The organism is Neobacillus solisequens (assembly GCF_051233465.1).
Classification (GTDB): domain Bacteria; phylum Bacillota; class Bacilli; order Bacillales; family Cytobacillaceae; genus Neobacillus.
On the sequence record NZ_JBKFGJ010000005.1, the window covers coordinates 105253 to 125891 of the forward strand.

At 40.1% G+C, this 20639-nt stretch carries 15 protein-coding genes and 2 riboswitches; of the genes, 7 read left to right on the forward strand and 8 right to left on the reverse strand.

Features of this window, described 5'->3' with window-relative positions:
- A complete protein-coding gene (locus ACI3K6_RS07520) occupies positions 1–951 on the forward strand; it encodes a response regulator (protein ID WP_435554330.1) in 951 nt (316 codons plus the stop codon).
- Between the two features lie 264 nt (positions 952–1215).
- Here ACI3K6_RS07520 and ACI3K6_RS07525 read toward each other — a convergent pair whose 3' ends face one another.
- The 6 genes from ACI3K6_RS07525 to ACI3K6_RS07550 all read right to left on the reverse strand — a co-directional run bounded on the left by ACI3K6_RS07525 (position 1216) and on the right by ACI3K6_RS07550 (position 8243).
- Positions 1216–1950: an SIS domain-containing protein gene (locus tag ACI3K6_RS07525; protein ID WP_435554331.1), complete on the reverse strand. Its 735-nt coding sequence runs from the start codon at positions 1948–1950 to the stop codon at positions 1216–1218.
- Positions 1951–2422: 472 nt separating this feature from the next.
- Positions 2423–3871 carry a YfcC family protein gene (locus ACI3K6_RS07530; protein WP_435554332.1) on the reverse strand — a complete coding sequence of 483 codons (1449 nt, stop codon included), beginning with the start codon at positions 3869–3871 and terminating at the stop codon, positions 2423–2425.
- A gap of 86 nt (positions 3872–3957) precedes the next feature.
- The gene (locus ACI3K6_RS07535) at positions 3958–5541 is read right to left on the reverse strand and encodes an amidohydrolase (RefSeq protein ID WP_435554333.1); all 1584 of its coding nucleotides are present in this window, start codon (positions 5539–5541) and stop codon (positions 3958–3960) included.
- Positions 5542–5648: 107 nt separating this feature from the next.
- Positions 5649–6359, reverse strand: coding sequence for a GntR family transcriptional regulator (locus ACI3K6_RS07540; protein WP_335478962.1), 711 nt, complete (start codon positions 6357–6359; stop codon positions 5649–5651).
- 79 nt (positions 6360–6438) lie between these two features.
- Complete coding sequence (locus ACI3K6_RS07545; RefSeq protein WP_435554334.1) at positions 6439–7257, reverse strand: fructoselysine 6-kinase; 819 nt, start codon at positions 7255–7257, stop codon at positions 6439–6441.
- 17 nt (positions 7258–7274) lie between these two features.
- Positions 7275–8243 (reverse strand): SIS domain-containing protein, encoded by a 969-nt coding sequence (locus ACI3K6_RS07550; protein WP_435554335.1) that lies wholly within the window; start codon positions 8241–8243, stop codon positions 7275–7277.
- Between the two features lie 1285 nt (positions 8244–9528).
- Positions 9529–9607, forward strand: a riboswitch (ZMP/ZTP riboswitch).
- A 48-nt stretch (positions 9608–9655) separates the two neighbouring features.
- On the opposite strand from ACI3K6_RS07550, the gene ACI3K6_RS07555 reads away from it, so the two are divergent.
- The 3 genes from ACI3K6_RS07555 (at position 9656) to ACI3K6_RS07565 (ending at position 13968) form a co-directional block, all read left to right on the forward strand.
- The gene (locus ACI3K6_RS07555) at positions 9656–10855 is read left to right on the forward strand and encodes a phosphoglycerate dehydrogenase (RefSeq protein WP_435554336.1); all 1200 of its coding nucleotides are present in this window, start codon (positions 9656–9658) and stop codon (positions 10853–10855) included.
- A gap of 195 nt (positions 10856–11050) precedes the next feature.
- Positions 11051–12220 (forward strand): beta-ketoacyl synthase N-terminal-like domain-containing protein, encoded by a 1170-nt coding sequence (locus tag ACI3K6_RS07560; RefSeq protein WP_435554338.1) that lies wholly within the window; start codon positions 11051–11053, stop codon positions 12218–12220.
- Entirely contained in the window at positions 12196–13968 is a 1773-nt protein-coding gene (locus ACI3K6_RS07565) for an ATP-binding protein (protein WP_435554339.1), read from the forward strand. Before ACI3K6_RS07560 ends, ACI3K6_RS07565 begins: the two co-directional genes overlap by 25 nt.
- Before the next feature lie 90 nt (positions 13969–14058).
- On the opposite strand, the gene ACI3K6_RS07570 is transcribed toward ACI3K6_RS07565, so the two are convergent.
- The gene (locus ACI3K6_RS07570; protein ID WP_335478949.1) at positions 14059–15423 is read right to left on the reverse strand and encodes an amino acid permease; all 1365 of its coding nucleotides are present in this window, start codon (positions 15421–15423) and stop codon (positions 14059–14061) included.
- 142 nt (positions 15424–15565) lie between these two features.
- A riboswitch (glycine riboswitch) is annotated at positions 15566–15646 on the reverse strand.
- A gap of 268 nt (positions 15647–15914) precedes the next feature.
- Between ACI3K6_RS07570 and ACI3K6_RS07575 the strand changes: the two genes are divergently transcribed.
- From ACI3K6_RS07575 to ACI3K6_RS07585, 3 genes are all read left to right on the forward strand, one after another.
- Positions 15915–17078 carry a histidine kinase N-terminal domain-containing protein gene (locus ACI3K6_RS07575; RefSeq protein WP_435554340.1) on the forward strand — a complete coding sequence of 388 codons (1164 nt, stop codon included), beginning with the start codon at positions 15915–15917 and terminating at the stop codon, positions 17076–17078.
- Between the two features lie 264 nt (positions 17079–17342).
- Positions 17343–18974, forward strand: a complete 1632-nt coding sequence (gene pruA, locus ACI3K6_RS07580; RefSeq protein WP_435554341.1) for an L-glutamate gamma-semialdehyde dehydrogenase — start codon at positions 17343–17345, stop codon at positions 18972–18974.
- A gap of 134 nt (positions 18975–19108) precedes the next feature.
- Positions 19109–20017: a nuclease-related domain-containing protein gene (locus tag ACI3K6_RS07585; RefSeq protein WP_335478942.1), complete on the forward strand. Its 909-nt coding sequence runs from the start codon at positions 19109–19111 to the stop codon at positions 20015–20017.
- Here ACI3K6_RS07585 and ACI3K6_RS07590 read toward each other — a convergent pair.
- Positions 19995–20639 (reverse strand): hypothetical protein (locus tag ACI3K6_RS07590; protein ID WP_435554342.1); only part of this gene is annotated, 645 nt, incomplete at its 5' end. The two genes, ACI3K6_RS07585 and ACI3K6_RS07590, sit on opposite strands and share 23 nt — an antisense overlap.

Consider the following 20639-nt stretch of genomic DNA (forward strand, 5'->3'; position numbering starts at 1 on the left):
ATGAACTTTTTCATAGTCGATGATACCGCTAACATCAGAGGAATGCTTTCAAATATCATTGAGGAAGAAGAATTGGGTACCATTGTAGGGGAAGCAGCCGATGGAGCCGAAGTAGATGCTCAGACTCTGAACAAAATGGAAGTCGATATCCTTATTATTGATCTTCTCATGCCCATTAGGGACGGAATTGAGACCGTAAGAGCGATCGCCCCTTATTTTCAGGGGAAAATCATCATGATCTCGCAAATCGAATCGAAGGATATGATTAGTGAAGCATATTCCATCGGAGTAGAGCATTATATTACAAAGCCGATAAACCGGCTTGAAGTGGTTAGCGTCCTTAAAAAGGTAAGCGACTATCGGTTGTTGGAAAAATCGCTTCATACCATCCAGCATTCCTTAAGCATTTTAACCAAGAGTACCACCAAAAACCGCAAACTTGAAAGCCAGCAACCAACAAAGCAGCCATCATTCACATCCACTGCAAAGAAAATCTTGTTTGAACTTGGTATGGTTGGCAAGAGCGGTGAAAAGGACCTTTTGGATCTATTAGAACAGATGCATCAATGGGAAATGCAAGGTAATTACGAAATCCCTAACTTACATGTGCTGTATGAGCTTACAGCAAAAAAACATCTCGATGTCTCTGCAACTCAACAGGAACTCCGAAAAGAGTGCAAAGCAGTGGAACAGAGAGTCCGCCGGGCAATCCAACAGGTGCTTGAGCATCTCGCTTCACTGGGATTAACCGATTACGCCAATCCAACTTTTGAATATTACTCATCCAAGCTATTCGATTACACCCAAGTACGAATGAAAATGCACGAGTTGGAAGGCAAAAACACCGCAACTCCTTCACGAATAAACATAAAGAAATTCCTCCAGGCCTTACACATGGAAATAAAGTTCAAGGTAGACATGTTCACCGAGATGATGGATGTTTCAAAATGAAGCACCAAATACAGAAAAAAAGAGGCAAAGAAAATTGAAAAATTTCCATTGCTGCGCCACATGCCAACATTTCCGAGCAGAGAAAAAAGCAGAAGGAATGAAATACTTTTGCAAAAGATTAGGCTATGAAACAAAGACACACTATCAATTTCAATGTTGGAACCCAAAGGACTCTATTATCAAACTCATTCAAAAGCAAAAAGACGACTGAAATTCACATTTTTGAGATAAACAGTCGTCTTTTTTAGCTTCTTTAACCGGAATTTATTTTAACAGCGGAATTCTATCCCGGTATTTTTCTATTAATTGCTGGTTATGTTGATCAGCTCCATCAATGTTTCCACTTAAGAAGATTGGTGGTTCAAAGCCATTGTCTGCCATCATTTTTACCGCTTCGGCAAAGATGGCATTAATGATGACTGCCCCCACTACAGTTGATGTGGGGCCAAATGGTACACTAACCTTTTCATAAGAAAGGGCTGCATCCCCTTTGGTTGAATAGTTATCGATCACTAAGTCCACCGAATTAAATAAGTGTTTACCGCTCTCATGCCTGGATGGCTGGCTCTTCGAATATTCCAAGGAAGTGATCCCAATTACAAAAGCCCCTTTTGCTTTAGCCATTTGGGCTACATCCACAGGAACCGGGTTACGGCCAGAAGTGGAAATGACAAACATAACGTCTTCTTTACAGATGTCTTGGGTGCCCATGAACTCAGCTGCTAAGCCGTTTTGTCGTTCTAACTGTGAGGACCTTATTGCGCCTTCATGCAGCATTAAGGGCTCAAACAAGATGGGATTAATAGGAACAAGTCCGCCAGCTCGATAACATACCTCTTCTGTTAAAATATGAGAGTGGCCGCAGCCGAATAGTTGAACGATACCGCCATTTTGAATCGCTTTTGCCACCTGTTCAGCTGCTTCCTTCAAATTCGCCATTTGATTTTTTTCAACCAGTTCAACCTTTTCTTTTGCCTTTTCAAAGTACTGTTTTAACATGGTCCTGTCCCCCCTGCCAATCGAATAAATTTTACCACCTCTTTTAGGAATAGTTCTTCCCGTTTCTATGTCAAAGTTACTCCCTTATAGACAAAATTTAATGGATATTCCTAATATAAACCCAATACCTAAAAATGTAGAGACCCATGCCCCCCCACTTTTTATACCATTCAAGACTAAAGCATGCAGATCATGTTTGCAAAATTGAACTATATTTTATAAATAAGGCTCTGTTCAACTTGTATGTTGATTTCCGCTCCAGGCACTTCGCTTTCCGTGGGCGTTTCGGCGAGCCTCCTCGGCGCTTGCGCCTGCGGGGTCTCTCCAGAACCGTACTCCCACAGGAGTCTTCATGCCTTCCGCTCCTATCAACATGTATTCTTTAAAATAGCCAATAAAAAAACCAACTCCATGTGTGAACGAGTTGGTTTCATTTTGCCAAAGACATCTAATTTCTATGAGGTTTCCTTTATTACATCCCAACGTAAGCAGAGATGGCAGCAAACACAGCTGCAATAATCCACAAAATTGGGAATATTTTTAGCATTAATTTGAGCCATTGACCAAAACTGATTCTGGCAATCGCTAAGCCAGCTAATAATACCCCGTTTGTTGGAGAAATAATATTCGTTAAGCCATTACCGAATTGATAGGCGGTAACAGCCGCTTCTCCATGAATCCCCATTAGATTCGCCAATGGAGCCATGACAGGCATTGTTAACGAAGCCTCACCAGATGAGGATGGGACGAAAAACGTAATAATGTTGTGAACCAATAGCATGATGGTAGTAAAAGCAAACTTTGGCAGCCCCCCCATCATGGAAGCCAATGAATTTAATATAGTATCAATAATCATTCCATTTTCAGCAATAACCAAAATACCGCGGGCAAGTCCAATAATGACAGCCGCATAAACAAATTCGCTACAGCCTTGAACAAAGTTTTCAGCCAATTCCTTTTGGTTCATTTTTGCCACAATACCTGCAAATAAACCTAACCCCACAAATACCGCACCTATTTCGGTCATGTACCAGCCGTGTGAAAGAATACCCCATATAATGAGTGCAAGAGCTACGCCAAATCCAGATAAAATAATTTTATCACGAACAGAAAAACAAACGACTTGTTCCACTTCTTCTTTTATAAATTGAGATCGATTTTCTAAATCGTTCTTATACACAACTGACTTCTCTGGATTTTTTCTAACGCGGGCTGCGTACCACATCGTAAAGCCAATTGAAACGCCCGTAAACACAATCCATTCAATAAACCGCAGCCATAATTGCGGATTACCCTTAATGCCGGAAACTCCTTGTGCAATCAGAACAGAAAATGGATTAAGCGTTGAACCCACATATCCAATTTGAGTACCTAAAAATAGGATTAAGATGGCTGTAATCGAATCAAATTTCAGGACAAACATAAGGGATATAAAAATAGCATAGAGCGGAATGGTTTCCTCACTCATTCCAAAAGTTGAACCGCCCAAACTGAAAAGGATCATAGCAATCGGAATGACAAAAATCCCTTTATTTTGCAGCTTGTTTGATAAGGCAATCAGGCCTCTGTCAATAGCACCCGTCTTTAAAATAATTCCAAAGGCTCCACCAACAATTAATACAAAGGCTACTACGTCTGCAGCATTGATAACACCCTCCATTGGGGCACTTAGTATTCCTGTGATCCCTTGACGCAAATCACCTGCATCACTTACCTTTGGAATCGTATGAAATGTTCCCGGTACGATGACACTTCTTGTTGAGCCATCTACTGTCACATCTTTCCGGTCAAATTGTCCGCTTGGCAAAATCCATGTTAGTAGGGCTACGATGATAATAATCAAAAAAATAAGTGAATAACTATGAGGCAGGGTCCACTTTTTCCGTTCTTTTGCCAGCTTTGCTACCATTTTAGCTTCCATTACTAGTCCCTCATTTCTCAATTAAATGACGTCCCTAAAACGTATTATCAAGAGACATAAAACATCCTGTTTTTCATTGGAAATAGCTATACGTGAATCTTTTCCTTGGTTAAATCATAAACAATATCCCCATCGACCATTGTCAAAATCGCTCTGGCATTTCTTACTTCAGAGGCAGGAGTTTCAAATAAATTCCGGTCAAAAACGGCAATATCTGCATATTTTCCCTCTTCTATGAAACCTGTTATGTCCTCCATAAAATGATGCCTTGCCCCATTAATCGTCCATGCCTTCAACATTTCAGCGATCGGCATTCCTCGTTCAGGGTGCCATCCATCCTCAGGTGAGCCATCTGGAAAAAGCCGCTTAGATGCAGCATAGATCGAATCTGGAACACTCGTGATAAACAAAGGTAAATCTGTCCCCGCAGTAATCGTGATCCCTGCGTCTAGCATCGCCCTATAATCATAAAAACGATATTCTTTTTCCACTCCTACCACATCGGCCATATACGACTCTTGATAAGAAGGAATCAGCAATAAAATCTGTGCATAAATTTCTGCAAAAATCTGATTCTCTCCCATGCGTTTTAAGTCATCGGGATGCGGAAACTCTAAGTCACTAATCGAATGGCGCGCATCACGATACCCATTGATCTTCCTGCATTTTTCTAAAATGGTAACAGCCTGACGGATCGCAGCATCCCCCTCTGCCGTTAAACAGCATTTCAAACCATGACGGTCAGCCTCTACTACCCAATTTTCAATTCTCTCATAATCAACTTCTCGTAAATTTCTGACATCCGCCATATCTGCATATGGCTCTAACATATCACCAGTATGATCCGCTACAACCCCATCTACCATTATTTTGTATCCTTGAAACTGCAGATGATCATGTTGATATTGTTGCTGATAAGCTTTTCCTACTTCAATATTAAGGGGCTGCAACACAGGTTCCAGAACAAAATGAACCCTGATTGGCAGTTGCTCCTCATTAGATAATTCCCTTAAAACAGGCAGCAAATCATACTCGTCAAAACCGATATCTTTTATCGAGGTAACTCCCCTAGAAGCTAACAGCTGACAAAACTGAAGGAACTCTTCCCTCACTTTCTCTTTTTCTTTCAGCATATCTTTTAATAATGCTGCACGGTCCTCAGCACTGCATTGACCAGGAGTAAATCCATACTGATCAATGGCCCTTTGATTCATCCAACACCAATTTTTTGTTCGATTAATAACAATCACCGATCTGTCCGGAAAGGCTTTATCCAATACACTTTGTTCAGGAATACACCCAAAGTTTTCCTTATCCCAGCCAAATCCATAAAGATTCTCAGTTGGCCCCAATCCATTAGAATACTCTTTTAATAGAGTAACAGCTTCGTTTACAGATGTGACCTTCGACAAATCCAGACCACGATTCATGGACATATATCCGGTAAAGAATACATGGTTATCGTGAATTCCCGGCATTATGAGCTGATCGTCAAACTGATATACCTTCGTTTTCGGACCAATCCAGTGATATTGCTCGTTTTTATGACCAACTGCAATAATTTTTTTATCCTTAACAGCAATAAACCCGGCAAACGGGTCGTCTTCTTTCCCTGAAAAAATAACATTAGAAACTAGCACAGTATCGGCATTTAAATGGCTAGTAGGCATCCAGGCACCTTCATTCTCACACAAATTTTAATAGCGTTTTCATTTTTTTATAGTAACCACCGTTATAACGTCCACAATACGTCATAACGGTGGGTAAAGGATCTCTTTTACAACGTAAATTGATAGCGATCCCCAATAATAAACTGTTTCCCTACATGAACAGGCATGCCGTGTTGATCGTGAATAATGGTATTCATGAAGAACAACGCTTTTCCAATGGAAGTTTCAAGCAACTGGGCCTTTTCTTCATCTGCCACTTCAATTTCCAGTGTCGTATTCCCAGACTTCACAGGATCTATGCCATACTTCTCCCGTAATAAATCGTACAATGAACCTTCCAGTGACTCATCCATTAAAAAATGAAATCGATTATATGGATAATAGTTATTCTCCAGCATCAACGGGTGATCACCTGCATATCTAATCCTTTGGATATAGATGACCTTTTCATCTGGTTCAAGATTTAGCACCTTTTTAAGTGCTGAATCCGGTTCCATCATTTCCTTCTTGGTCACGACACTATGAGACGATAAACCGTTTGCCGTGCAGGTTGCAGTAAATCCCATTACATGTTTGATTTTACGATCAATTTTCGAATGACTGACAAAGGTCCCAATCCCATGTCGCTTCACTAAGTATCCTTCCTTCACAAGCTCTTCCACTGCTTTACGGACGGTAACTCGGCTCACCTTGTATTGATCCATTAATTCCGTTTCGTTTGGGATTTTCCCCCCCTGCTTAAATGTTTCATTTAAGATCGCAGACTGAATGGCTTTTTTAATTTGCATATATAATGGTTCTTGCTGATTGACGTACACCTTTTTCTCCCCCCACATTTTTCCCTTTATGTAGAAAGAGTATCAAACGTTTTACGATATCACAAGCCGCGCGAAACAATTATTGATAGGACACCCCAAACCCAAAAGAACCTTCAACAAGGCAGCTATTGGCTGCAAACACCGCCGCTTCCCTCATTGCCTGTGCTATGTCAGGATGTTGAATATAGTGAAGCAAAAATGCCGTAATGAAAGAATCTCCAGCTCCCATTGTATCTACTGGTTTAACATACTCCGGATACTGATAAAAGTACTCTTTTCCATCATAGGCAACGGTGCGATCACTTCCGCGGGTCGCTATGAGAATTTGGCCATTCTTAGAAAAGTTGCTTTTTAAAAATTCCTTTGTCTCCTGTTCAGATAAATGACTGCAGGAAAAAAAGGCAAAGTCCACAAAATGAATATATTGATCGATTTGCTCCTGTTGAAAATCATCGGAAAAGTCAAAAGATAATGGCACCTGAAGGCTATTCAGTTGTTCCAATATATGTCCGGTATGACTGTACAAACCTGTATGGACCAACAAACAATCTTGTAAATACTCTATATCATCATTCGTTAGTTCCAACAAATGTTCACGAGTTACACCGCCATCATTGCTACCAAGAAAAACACGATCTCCATCCTCAAGAGTGACACGGGCACATCCATTTTCTCCGCTGAAATGTCTGCATCTGGATATGTCAATTTGCAATTCTTTTAGTACATTTTCTACATGTTCCGCTTCCCGGTCATCACCAAATGTCCCGATAAATGCGGAATCAGCCCCTAATTTTTTCGCAAATACACTAAAGTTAAGGGCATTGCCGCCAGGATACATGGTTTTAATATGAACATATTTATCTACAACATTATCTCCAATTCCAATAACCTTTACCATTTGACTGTCACCTCGTTTTAGTATGCAACTTTTCCCATATACCGACGTGTTTCCAATGGATGATTCCGTACATCAGCTAGTGCCTGGCGATATACGCACATAATACTATAGAAGAGAATGGGATTAAAATATTCAACAACCTCATCCGCGATCGTATTAATTCCCAATTCTTTCGCATCAACAACTTCTACCTTTTCCGCGTATTGATCAAGGAATGTTTTGACACGTAAATCCAAGGCACGTGTTCTGCCCTCATTGACCAACAATATAAATGGAGTTTCTTTGTCAGTTACTTCAAAAGGCCCATGGAAGTATTCCCCGGAATGGATCGATGCCGCATGAAGCCATTGCATTTCCATTAATGAGCAAATCGCAAAACCATAGGCATGGCCATAAGATGCCCCACTTGAAAGGATATAAAATAATTCCTCATTTTGATATTGGTTGGCAAACTCCTTTGTTCTAGCAGCTACCAACTGCTCTCCCTTTTTAATGATTCCATTAATTTTTTCAAATCCATTTTGGAAGGCTTCATAGTACGAATATCCTTCAGTCAATGTGAGAACCTCAACAGCCAATTGCAGAATAATGGCCATTGGGTTATTTTTGACATCACTTTCAGCCCCCCATTCATATATAAACGCATGATCGGAATATTCCAGCAATGAGGCTTCTTTATTATGTGTCAAACCGATGGTGTGGGCCCCATGCTCCTTGGCTACCTTCGCTGCTGCCACGGATTCCGGTGTGTTTCCTCCATGTGAGCAAACGATCACAAGAGAATCTTGATTTAACCGTTTTGGTGTTGCATGAACAAACTCATTTGCTGTAAAAAGACCTGTGACCACTTTTCTGGCTTCGGACTCAAGAAAGTATTTTGTGGGATACATATCGACTAACGAGCCGCCACACGCCACCAAGTAAACTTCCGTAATCCCTTCTTTCGTTGCTGAAATCATCTCATTTACCACTTTTGCAACATTCATTTCTGCCACTCCTTTACTAAGACGTATTAAAGACGTATTACTGTTATGTATTTAATATAACCGTTTTCATTTTTAGATTCAATAGGAATCTTTTATTTTTTTTACTAGATTGAAAAATATATCCTGTCTGAATTGAAGCTGGCTTTCGGACTGCTACTCTACTTTCTCCTGCCTTCATTTAATTTACCAAGATGTCTGGATTGCCATTTCTAAATCCTTCCAAACGCGTGAACTCTAGCAAAGTCAATGAGTAGAGGTGATAGAGAATTCCTTCTTCGGGCACCGCTGAGCCTATCAGGCGTGTTCGTGTCCGAACATCTCACTTCTTCGGACACCGTCGGGCTTATAAGACCTGTTCTTGTCCGAACATTTACCTTCTTCGGACACCGCCGGGCCTATAAGACCTGCCTCTGTCCCAACACTTCTCTTCTTTGGACACCGCTGAGCCTATCAGGCGTGTTCGTGTCCGAACATCTCACCTTTTCGGACACCGCCGAGCCTATAAGACGAATTCTTGTCCGAACATCTCACTTCTTCGGACACCGTCAGGCCTATAAGACCTGTTCTTATCCGAACATTTACCTTCTTCGGACACCGCTGAGCCTATCAGGCGTGTTCGTGTCCGAACACATCCCTTCTTCGGACACCGCCGAGCCTATAAGACGAATTCATGTCCGAACACCTCCCTTCTTCAGACATCGTCGGGCCTATAAGACCTGTTCTTGTCCGAACATTTACCTTCTTCGGACACCGCCGGGCCTATAAGACCTGCCTCTGTCCCAACACTTCTCTTCTTTGGACACCGCTGAGCCTATCAGGCATGTTCATGTCCGAACACCTCACCTTTTCGGACACCGCCGGGCCTATAAGACGTGCCTCTGTCCCAACACTTCTCTTCTTCGGACACCGCTGAGCCTATCAGGCGTGTTCGTGTCCGAACACCTCCCTTCTTCGGACACCGCCGAGCCTATAAGACGAATTCTTGTCCGAACACCTCCCCTCTTCAGACACCGACGGGCCTATAAGGCGTGTTCGTGTCCGAACACCTCCCTTCTTCAGACATCGTCGGGCCTATAAGACGTGCCTCTAGCCCAACCCCTCCCTTCTTTTGACATAACCTTTCAAAAAAACGGAATCAAGTCCGAAGTCGCATAAACTGACCCCCATTTCAACCTTCGCCCACCCCAATAAATTCCACCAACCAAAAGTATTCAAATTTTTCAATATATATAAAGTATTTAAGTGGCAAACCGAAAAAAAGTATGGTAAAATGAAACCAATTAAAAGGGCCATGTGTGACTGGCGAAACGCGGATCACCGCGAGGGAGCACATGGTGTCGAAGCCGTTCGCCTGGGCAGAGGTAAGGGAGTGATTCCCTTACCTCTTTCTGTTTATTAAAGGAGGAAAAAGAATGAGTACAATTACGCTGGAAAAAGTAAAAACCATCAAAACCCTTAACAGCATTGCAGAACGAGGCCTAAAAATCTTCAATAAGGACGGCTTTAAAATTGACAACGACCATGAAAATCCGGATGCCATCCTAGTTCGCAGCTTCAATATGCACAGTACTGAATTCGGAGCCAATTTAAAAGCAATCGCAAGAGCAGGTGCGGGTGTCAATAATATTCCCGTAGATCGATGCACAGAGCAAGGTATCGTGGTGTTTAATACTCCGGGTGCCAATGCCAACGCTGTTAAAGAACTAGTTTTAACTACACTAATCGCCTCTTCCCGCAACCTTTTTGACGGTGTTGCCTGGACTACTTCACTTCAAGGTGAAGGTGACCAAATTCCCAAGCTCGTGGAAGCTGGTAAAAAACAGTTTGTTGGAAAAGAAATTAAAGGGAAAACATTAGGGGTTATTGGTTTAGGGGCCATTGGTGCTCTTGTCGCAAACCATGCGCTTGATCTCGATATGGACGTCATCGGATTTGATCCCTTTATTTCTGTCGACACGGCTTGGAATTTATCCCGTAATGTTCAGCGGGCCATGACCATTGAACAGCTATTTGCAGAATCTGATTATATTACTGTACACGTGCCGTTAACCGGAGATACGAAAGGAATGTTTAACGAAGCAACTTTCAGCATCATGAAGCCAGATGTCTATATTTTAAACTTCTCGCGTGGTGAGCTTGTTAATGAATCAGACATGGCCACTGCCCTTGAGAACGGGAAGGTTGGAAAGTATATCACCGATTTCCCGAATGAAAATGTGCTAAAAATGAAAAATGCCGTTCCGATTCCACACCTTGGTGCCTCTACTCAGGAGTCAGAGGAAAACTGCGCAATCATGGCGGCCCGTCAGGTAAAGGAATTTTTAGAGACAGGAAATATTAAAAACTCTGTGAATTTCCCAAATGTCAGTCTTCCTTATACCGGTAAACAACGAGTGGTGGCCTTTCATAAAAATGTTCCAAACATGGTTGGACAAATTACATCGGCGATCTCCAGTTACGATCTAAACATTGCAGATATGGTTAACAAAAGCCGTGGAGAATATGCCTATACAATGATTGACATTGATGATAAAGTAAATGGAGATGTTATTCCTGCTTTAGAGAGTAAAATTAAACAAATCTCAGGTATCGTTATCACTCGTATCATATAAAAATGAAGCAATATATAAAAGTGGAAGCCAAGTCCAGTCGGCTCCCACTTTTATTTGTATAATAGCACTTTTTGATAGCAAGGTTGTAATAAAGGTTGGCCATTAAAGATAGGAGCTATTTCCAAAAAGGCTATTCTCTTAATAGTGGAAAATATAATAATTTCAATAGATTACATGTTAGAGGAGTATTTTAGAGTGAAAGTACTAATCACAGGTTATGGTATAAAGGCACCGAAAATTCAATCCGTTTCAGATTTTAAAGATGTACTGGAACATGGTAAGATTATTTTAGAAATGATTGAGTTTAATCATGGACTTCAGCTAGTTTGCGGGAAAATTGATGCAGACTTAACAGCGCTTTGTCCCAAAGTATTGAAAAGATATCCCAGAACAGCACAAATGGTGATTGGAGCTGCTCATGATGCAATCAAGATGGCTCACCTAATAAATAGATTGCAAGACAAAAGAGTTGGCGTTATTATAGGAACTTCGGGTGGGAATATTACTGAGGTTGAAAAGTGGAGCGTGAAACTTCAAAAAAACAATCAAATTTCTCCATTATCTATCGGGAATATGAATGCAAACGCTTTATCAACCGCTGTGAGTTCGTTTTTTGATTTGCATGGCATGTCTTTAACTTTATGCAACAGCTGCACCGCAAGCACAGACGCGATCAATTTAGGAAAAACTTTGATTGAGGCTGGCCAATTTGATATTTGTATAGTCGGAGGAGTAGAAAGTACATTAACAGATGTCGTGGTTCAGGGATTTTCTAAACTTCGGCTCACATCAAGGGAAACGGATCCAGCAGTGGCCGGCGGCCCTTTTTCTGATGATAGCGGCTTTGTTTTATCGGAAGGTGCGGGGGTTCTTGTGCTCGAAAGTGAACATTCAGCTCAAAGCCGAAATGTCATTGCTAAAGGCTGGCTTGAGGGAGCCTATATGAACCAGGATGGAATCTCGATTTACCATTCTGATTCCTCAGGTGCCAGGATGATTGAGGCATTGCGACAATGTCTAAATGGACAAGTTCCGGACTATATTAACAGCCAGGCTCTTGGAATAAAAGAGAATGACACCGTAGAAACCATTGTACATAGAACATTGTTCGGACATTCCGTTCCCATCACTTCTATTAAAGGAATGACCGGGCATTACCTCGGTGCAACGGGAGCTATACAAGCTATTTCCAGCTTAATCAGTATTGAACATCAGTTTATTCCTCCAACGATAAAATGGAATTTGACTAATTATCCGGATCTCCCCATCGTGACAGAAACAAAATATGAAGAAGTGAATAAAGTTGCCATCACCTCTCATGGCTATGGCGGCAATAATTCATGTATCTTACTTTCAAAATTGTAGAAGGACTGTTTCCATTGGATTTTATTTTACTGGTTTCTATTTCGCTCATACCCTTTTTCTGCGGGCTCATAATCCTTTTTGCTCATAAAATGGACATTGCACGGTATTTTTCTTACTTTTTATTTCTATTATCCTTTTGGCAAATGGATGTGGCCATTTTGTATGCAGGGGATTATCTATCGGAGAAAACAATTGAAATGCTGTTTAGAATATTCCGCTTTGGTCCAATTATGATTATGCCTTTGTTATACTTTGTGGCCTTTTACATCTTCAAAACAGAAATAGCTGATAAGAATGGAAGGAACTATCATAAATGGTTATTTACTAAGAGTCATTCTACCTTTTTTTTGCTTTTTAGCTTAATCGTTTATGGTTTTAATTTAACTCATTTTGGAGTTGTCAAAATTTATCGGATTCAGCCTTATCCATCTTTTCCTGTTCATTTTATCCCCACCTATGGGGCGTTAAATCTTACGTTTCTTATTAATATTATATTGGTCTTTGTCCAATCCTTTTTAATCCTGTTTATTTGTCATCAACTACCAGACAAAAAATTGTCGAGATTTTATCGTTCACTTGTTTTCGGTTCATTATTTATCTACATCAATGGGATTTTAAGTGGATATTTGGTGTTCCCTCTATTTTTTTCAGTATTAAATTCATTTTTTGCTGCATTCATTTTAATTGTCACTTATTTTATCTTGCAAAATGCAATTATTAAAACAGTTAACCAGGAACTAGAAGAGGAAAGAAACTTCCTAGAAATTATCCTTAATATTTATCCGAACTATCTTTATGTCAAAAACGATCAGGATGAGTTTGTCCTCGTAAATGAGAAGTTTGCACAACTCTGTAATAAGAAACCTAGCGAGTTGATAGGTTTAAAAGGCTCTGAAATCATTGAACGATATCTATCAATGGAGAGAAAGCAAGACTCAAATGAAGTGGTCATCTTTAGTAATGGAGAACAACTGATTACTGAATGGAATTCGCTCTCGATCTCGTTTAAAGGAAACCATGACCATACTTTGTGCCTTGGCACCGATATTACGATGAGAAAAAAAGACGAAGAAATGCTGGTGAAATCAGAAAACTTGAGAGTATTGGGTGAAATGGCTGCAGGAATAGCTCACGAAATCAGGAATCCACTTACTTCGATAAAAGGCTTCATAAAATTATTGGATCAGAGCATATTGGACACGAACGAGAAATATTACTTAACCATTATTTCGGATGAAATTGACCGCATTAATGAGGTAGTCGGAGAACTGCTTTTTATTGCCAAACCACAGGCCACTTTTAAAAATGGAAAAGTCGTATTGATCAATAAAGTGATTCATGATGTGAAAATTCTAATCGATACAACAGCACTTCTTCTCCAGGTATCTATCGAGATTCAAACAAAAGCTAACATAGAAACCCGCTCAATAGAAGAAAAGCAACTGAAGCAAGTACTGATTAACATTGTAAAAAATTCCTTGGAAGCCGTATCAAAGGGTGGAAAAATTAGAGTTAAATCCGAACGAATTGGTCAGAAAAAATTTAGAATTCGAATCATTGATAACGGTGACGGCATACCAAAACAGATACTCAAGAAATTAGGGGAACCTTTTTATACAACCAAAGAGCGAGGAACCGGTTTGGGACTCACCGTTTGCTTTAAAATAATCAGAGAAAATAATGGAGATATTTTTATTAGAAGTAAAAAGGGGCTAGGAACCATCGTTGACCTAGTTTTACCAGAGTAAAAGTGAGGGGTAAGTAAATAAATAAATGTTCTAGCCCCCTGTATGTTAACGAATGAACATACTAGGGGCTAGCATCTATTAAGGATGATTCTAAGCGGATACTCTTATCCGTTTCTCTCCTCTTTTTCTACTTGAATATAAAGTAAATAATAAAACAAACCAAATCGGTGTCAGCAATAAAGCCGGGCGTGTTGCATCTGCAAACAGCATAATAATAAGAATAAACGCAAACAACGCAAGAACGGCGTAATTCACAAATGGTGTAAACGGTGCTTTAAACTTGGATTTTGCCTGCAAATCCGGACGAGTCTTTTTATACTTTACGTGACATATGAGGATGACACCCCAAACCCAAATAAAACAAATGGCACTAATCGTGGTTACAATGCCAAAGGCCTGTTCCGGAATCAGTTTGCTTAAAAGCGCTCCCCCTGAAAGGACTAGAGTAGATACCAATAGCGCGTTGCCTGGCACATGATTTTTATTCAACTTTGAAAAATAAGCCGGCCCTTGTTCATTTTTACTTAAATTAAAAAGAATTCGACTTGTTGAAAACATTCCACTGTTACAAGCAGATGCTGCTGAAGTTAACACCACAAAGTTAATAATACCTGCGGCAACCGGAATTCCCACTAAGCTAAATGTTTTAACAAAAGGACTTTCTGACGCATTCAGTTGCGTCCATGGGTTAATACATAAAAGCACAATCAGGGCACCCACGTAGAAGAACAGAATTCGTAAAGGTATTTTATTAATGGCGGAAGGGATATTTTTTTCAGGATTAGATGTTTCCGCAGCCGATACCCCCACTAATTCCACACCTACAAAGGCAAAGACAACCATTTGGAAGGATAGTAAGAACCCTGAAACCCCGTTTGGAAAAAGCCCGCCATGCTCCCATAAGTTTTTAATAGAAACGGCACCTGCATCCGTTTTGAAGCCCATTACCAGCAAAATGACTCCAATGCCAATTAATGCGAGGATCGTAATGACCTTTATTAAAGCAAACCAAAACTCTAATTCTCCAAAAAGCTTAACGGTTAATAGATTAAGTCCAAATAGAATCAATAAACAAACGATGGCAGGAACCCATTGTGGGATCTGAAACCAATATCGTACATATACACCAACCGCAATAACATCTGCCATAGCCGTCATAATCCAACAAAACCAATACGTCCAACCTGTTACGAAAGCTGCCCGCGGTCCCAGATAGTCCTCAGCAATGTCTGTAAAAGATTGATAGCCTGCCTTAGACAACAAGAGTTCTCCCAGTGCCCTCATGACAAAAAAACAGGCAATCCCCACAATTAAATAAGCAAACATAATGGACGGTCCCGCCAATTGAATGGCTTTCCCGGACCCTAGGAATAACCCGGTACCAATGGTGCCTCCAATCGCGATTAATTGAACATGACGATTCGCTAAATTCCTTTTTAACTCTTGCTGTGCCAATGTGAACTCCTCCTTGTGAATGAATGAGCAATAAATATAACCCTATAAAAAAAAGAGATTGGATGTCCTCCAATCTCATGGTCATAAGAATAATAAATAATAGATGCCATACTGCCCATTGGTAGCATAACAAATACATATTCAGTACTCTTCTGTCCTTTTGCCTGAGATTGTGAACCCTTCGGCGCCGCGGATACCCCGCGGTCTCTCCAGAAGCCGCTCCTGCTATAGTGTGATCCATAGCAATCATAGCTTGCTAATATTGAATTTTTTGATAGAGCAAATTATTGTTAAATAATTTTTAATTTTAGTAGTATTTAAATACTTTGTCAACAAAATATTTTTTCCCTATATCATTTTAGACAAAGAGACTGCTTAGTTTTTTAAATTTTATTAACAACTTACCTACTTAGGGTGACAGGCACTCAAAAATCCAGTATATTGGAGCTAACTTTACGGGATTTTTATTCTAAATTAAAGGTAGGCTTTTTATGGAATCAACGGACCAAATGGATCATGTTTATCAACAACTGAGCCAGTTTCTTAAAATGCATCACAAAGAATTCATTGATTTATGGGAAGAACAGATCATCGTACATAATGACAAAGATGATATTGACTTGATTAGACACAACGGTTTTATCATGTACGAATTTATATCAAAATCGTTCGTAAAACAATTATCAGATGACCAAATTCAATCATTAGCTTACAAAATCGCCAAGCAACGAGTCGATGCGGAAATCAACATTGGTGAATTTGTTTATAATGTTAATCTTGGACGAAGTCTTATTGTAAAATGCGTAAACCTTTCTGGAATCGAGATTGAAAAATTACAACTCATCATTGATCTAATCAATCGACAGTTTGATTTATTCTGTTATCATGCTGTTTCCAGATACACAGAATTGAAAGATAAAAAACTGCAGGAACAAAACCTTTATATTTCCCAAACACATAAGGATCGACTGGCTATTCTTGGACAAATGTCCTCGTGCTTTGTGCATGAATTTCGAAACCCGTTAACCTCTGTAATGGGATTTATTAAGCTACTAAAAGATGATTATCCCAAATTACCATACTTAGACATTGTAAGCAAGGAACTTGAAGAACTTAAGTTTAGAATTACCCAGTTCCTGCATACCTCAAGAATGAACACAGTTAACGAAAGTAAGATGGGGGAAATCACCATAAAATTTATTTTAGAAGAAGTGCTTGATTTTCTATATCCAAGCATTATCGATGGTAAAATCAAGGTAAATACCAAAATAGACCCCAAAATAAAGATAATCGGCGATCAAAATGAATTAAAGCAAGTTTTTCTAAACCTATTAATGAATGCTGTCGATGCTGTAAGGGAAGATGAAAAACAAAGGAAAATTGACATAAATACAGAGGTGGACAGTGAACACATCAAGATTGTCATCTCTAATAACGGACCTACCATAAATGCCGATGAAGTAGCCTATATTTTCGAACCATTTTACACCACAAAGAAATTAGGTACGGGAATTGGCCTATTCGTATGTAAGAATATTATAGAAAAACATAACGGAAAAATTCATTGTCTATCTAACAATGATCTAACTACCTTTGAAATCACGTTACCCATAAATAAATCAGTTTGCGAAGAAATGGCTTCCCCAACTAAATAGCCTATCCTTTAGTTGGGGACCCGCTAAATGCGTACCTCTACAGGGATGAGTTCTTACATCCAGAACTCCCCTTTTCGTCAATATTATCCCCTGCATATTATTCATTTTTTACCCATTCTTCAATAATCTTAAAATTCAAAGCTGTTTTTTTAATGATTAAAAGAAAGCGCAATCAAAGAAAGATTATGTTATAATAATTTTCGAAAAACCAGTTTTGCCTAATATGAACAACATAGTATTGAAAGAGGAAGGAATGAGGATGAAATGAGTAACGGAATTTTCAAGATCCCAACACCTACAAATGAGCCTGGCAATTCATATGCTCCTGGCACAAAGGAACGGGAAACGTTAAAAGCGGAATTACAACGCCAATCTGAAATCGTTGTCGATATTCCAGTTATTATTAATGGGGAAAATATAAAGACAGATACAGTGAAGCAAGTAGTGATGCCGCATGATCATCAACATGTTCTAGCAAACTATTCGCAAGCTGGGGAAAAGGAATTACGGGATGCAGTAGAAGCGGCAATGGCTGCAAAAGAATCATGGGAAAATACACCATGGGAACACCGCGCTGCTATTTTCTTAAAAGCGGCTGATTTAATCTCAGGTCCATATCGTGACGTCATGAATGCTGCTACGATGTTAGGACAATCCAAAACAGCTATTCAAGCAGAAATCGACTCTGCACAAGAATTAATAGATTTCTTACGCTTTGGCGTAGATTATGCTAATCAAATATATCAAATTCAACCGGACAGTATGAAGAATGTTTGGAATCGTTTAGATTACCGTGCATTAGATGGTTTTGTATTGGCCATCTCTCCATTTAACTTTACAGCTATTGGCGGGAACTTACCATCAGCACCTGCTATGATGGGGAATGTTGTCGTTTGGAAACCAGCAACCACTTCAATCCTAGCAAACTACTACTTTATGCGTATTTTAGAAGAAGCTGGATTACCAAAAGGAGTCATCAACTTCGTACCATCTCGTGGTTCGCAAGTATCAGAAGTCGTTTTAACAGACCCACGTATGGCTGGATTCCATTTTACTGGTTCAACAGCTACATTCCAAACCATTTGGAAAACGGTAGGCGAAAATATTGCAAACTATAAATCTTATCCTCGTTTAGTTGGGGAAACAGGTGGTAAGGACTTTGTATTTGCCCACGAAACAGCAAAAGCGGACAAAGTAGTAGCCAACCTCGTTCGTGGTGCATTTGAATACCAAGGTCAAAAATGTTCAGCTGCTTCTCGTGCTTACATCCCAGCAAGCATGTGGGAAGAAGTGAAAGCAGGCCTATTGGAAGAAACAGCGAAGCTTAAAGTCGGAGATGTTCGTAACTTTACAAACTTCATGGGTGCGGTTATTGACAAACCAGCTTTTGACTCAATTACAAGCTACATCGACTATGCTGCAGCTTCTGAAGAAGCAGAAATCATTGCTGGTGGCACGTACGATGATTCCGTTGGTTACTTCGTGCAACCGACCATCATTGTAACGACTAATCCAAACTTCAAAACAATGGTTGAAGAAATCTTTGGACCAGTATTAACCATTTATGTATATAAAAATGACCAATTAGAAGAAACATTGGATTCATTAGATACAGCTTCCATGTATGCTCTAACAGGTGCCATTTTCGCTCAGGATCGTCATGCAATTATGCACTTAGAGCGTCGCTTATCTGGAGCTGCCGGAAACTTCTATATCAACGATAAACCAACTGGCGCCATGATTAACCAACAGCCATTTGGCGGTTCTCGTGGATCTGGCACAAACGATAAAGCAGGCTCTGTTTTCAACATGATTCGTTGGACCAGCCCTCGTGTCATTAAAGAAAACTTTGCCCCAACTTCAGAGGTAGCCTATCCGTTTATGGATGAGGAATAATATGAAAGAGGTTGAAACTTTCGGGTTTCAGCCTCTTTTTTTATTGCTCTCGCCGGATATTTAACAGAATTTTCACACCCTTTTTCCCCATTTTTTTATAAAATGAACTTATCCATGTCGAAAGGAAGTGTCCAATGATACTTAAAAGTAGAACTGAATCAGAAGAGTTATTAAAAATGCGATCCTTAAACACGCGGATGGAGTTGACGCAAGAAGAGAAGTTCCATTATTACAACCTGGAAAAGGGTTATGAGGGTGAGGTAAAATTTGATCGGATGTCAGAAAGTCTTCAAGAAGAAAGATTGATCCTCAATGATTTGCTGCTTAAAATAAACAATTCCTATTTTCAAATTGATACAACCCTCATTTCACAGGAAGTTATTCGCCTGCTGGATATTAAAAATTTTGAAGGCGACTTTTGCTTGGAAAAGGACAGGTTTTACTCTGTAAAAACCGGCCGAGAATATAAAAATCCAATTATACAATTACACAAATGTGCTTCTCAATTCCGCCAACTCCTCCAATACCTTAAGCTCAATTACCTTGTAGAGGCCTCCGTTATATTCATTAACCCCGAATTTACTCTATACAACGCGCAAATCGACCACCCTATTATTCTTCCCAATCAGGTTAACCGATTTTTAAGTAGTATTAATAATACATCCTCTAATTTGAATGATGGGCACAAAGAACTGGCCAAACAATTAATATCAGTACATCAAACGAAAAATCCATTTTCACATGTACCAAACTATCAATATGATCAGTTAAAAAAGAACATATATTGTAAATTTTGTAGGTCCTTTTCGGTCTCTTTACAAAACCATATTTTTGTCTGTGGGAAATGTGGAGGTCATGAAACTGTTGAAGATGCCATTCTACGCAATGTCAGGGAATTTAAGCTGCTATTTCCTGAACAAAAGATTACTACTACAACCATTTATGAATGGTGCAATACCGATTTAACAAAAAAGACATTTTGTAGGGTATTAAAGAAACACTTCACCTCGTTTGGAAAAACTAGTGATTCCTATTATATATAATTTTTCGTGTTTGAAACACGGTATATCTATTTCGGACATAATCACACTTATTTGGGATGGCCTTGTCCGAAGGTGCTTCGGCTTCGGACTCTTCCTTGCTTTTTTCGCGCTGTCCTGTCCGAAGGTGCCTCGGCTTCGGACTCTTCCTTGCTTTTTTTCGCGCTGCCTTGTCCGAAGGTGCCTCGGCTTCGGACTCTTCCTTGCTTTTTTTCGCGCTGCCTTGTCTGAAGGTGCCTCGGCTTCGGACTCTTCCTTGCTTTTTTCGCGCTGTCCTGTCCGAAGGTGCCTCGGCTTCGGACTCTTCCTTGCTTTTTTTACGCTGTCTTGTCCGAAGGTGCCTCAGCTTCGGACCCTTCCTTGCTTTTTTCGTGCTGCCTTGTCTGAAGATGCCTCGGCTTCGGACTCTTCCACTATTTTTTTGCGCTGCCTTGTCTGAAGGTGCCTCGGCTTCGGACTCTTCCTTGCTTTTTTTCGCGCTGCCTTGTCCGAAGGTGCCTCGGCTTCGGACTCTTCCTTGCTTTTTTTCGCGCTGCCTTGTCTGAAGGTGCCTCGGCTTCGGACTCTTCCTTGCTTTTTTCGCGCTGTCCTGTCCGAAGGTGCCTCGGCTTCGGACTCTTCCTTG

Excerpts from the sequence above, each read along its gene's own strand:
- ACI3K6_RS07520 (WP_435554330.1), top strand. The coding sequence starts at position 1 with ATGAACTTTTTCATAGTCGATGATACCGCTAACATCAGAGGAATGCTT.
- ACI3K6_RS07525 (WP_435554331.1), bottom strand. The coding sequence starts at position 1,950 with ATGTTAAAACAGTACTTTGAAAAGGCAAAAGAAAAGGTTGAACTGGTT.
- ACI3K6_RS07530 (WP_435554332.1), bottom strand. The coding sequence starts at position 3,871 with ATGGAAGCTAAAATGGTAGCAAAGCTGGCAAAAGAACGGAAAAAGTGG.
- ACI3K6_RS07535 (WP_435554333.1), bottom strand. The coding sequence starts at position 5,541 with ATGCCTACTAGCCATTTAAATGCCGATACTGTGCTAGTTTCTAATGTT.
- ACI3K6_RS07545 (WP_435554334.1), bottom strand. The coding sequence starts at position 7,257 with ATGGTAAAGGTTATTGGAATTGGAGATAATGTTGTAGATAAATATGTT.
- ACI3K6_RS07550 (WP_435554335.1), bottom strand. The coding sequence starts at position 8,243 with ATGAATGTTGCAAAAGTGGTAAATGAGATGATTTCAGCAACGAAAGAA.
- ACI3K6_RS07555 (WP_435554336.1), top strand. The coding sequence starts at position 9,656 with ATGAGTACAATTACGCTGGAAAAAGTAAAAACCATCAAAACCCTTAAC.
- ACI3K6_RS07565 (WP_435554339.1), top strand. The coding sequence starts at position 12,196 with ATGTATCTTACTTTCAAAATTGTAGAAGGACTGTTTCCATTGGATTTT.
- ACI3K6_RS07575 (WP_435554340.1), top strand. The coding sequence starts at position 15,915 with ATGGAATCAACGGACCAAATGGATCATGTTTATCAACAACTGAGCCAG.
- pruA (WP_435554341.1), top strand. The coding sequence starts at position 17,343 with ATGAGTAACGGAATTTTCAAGATCCCAACACCTACAAATGAGCCTGGC.
- ACI3K6_RS07585 (WP_335478942.1), top strand. The coding sequence starts at position 19,109 with ATGATACTTAAAAGTAGAACTGAATCAGAAGAGTTATTAAAAATGCGA.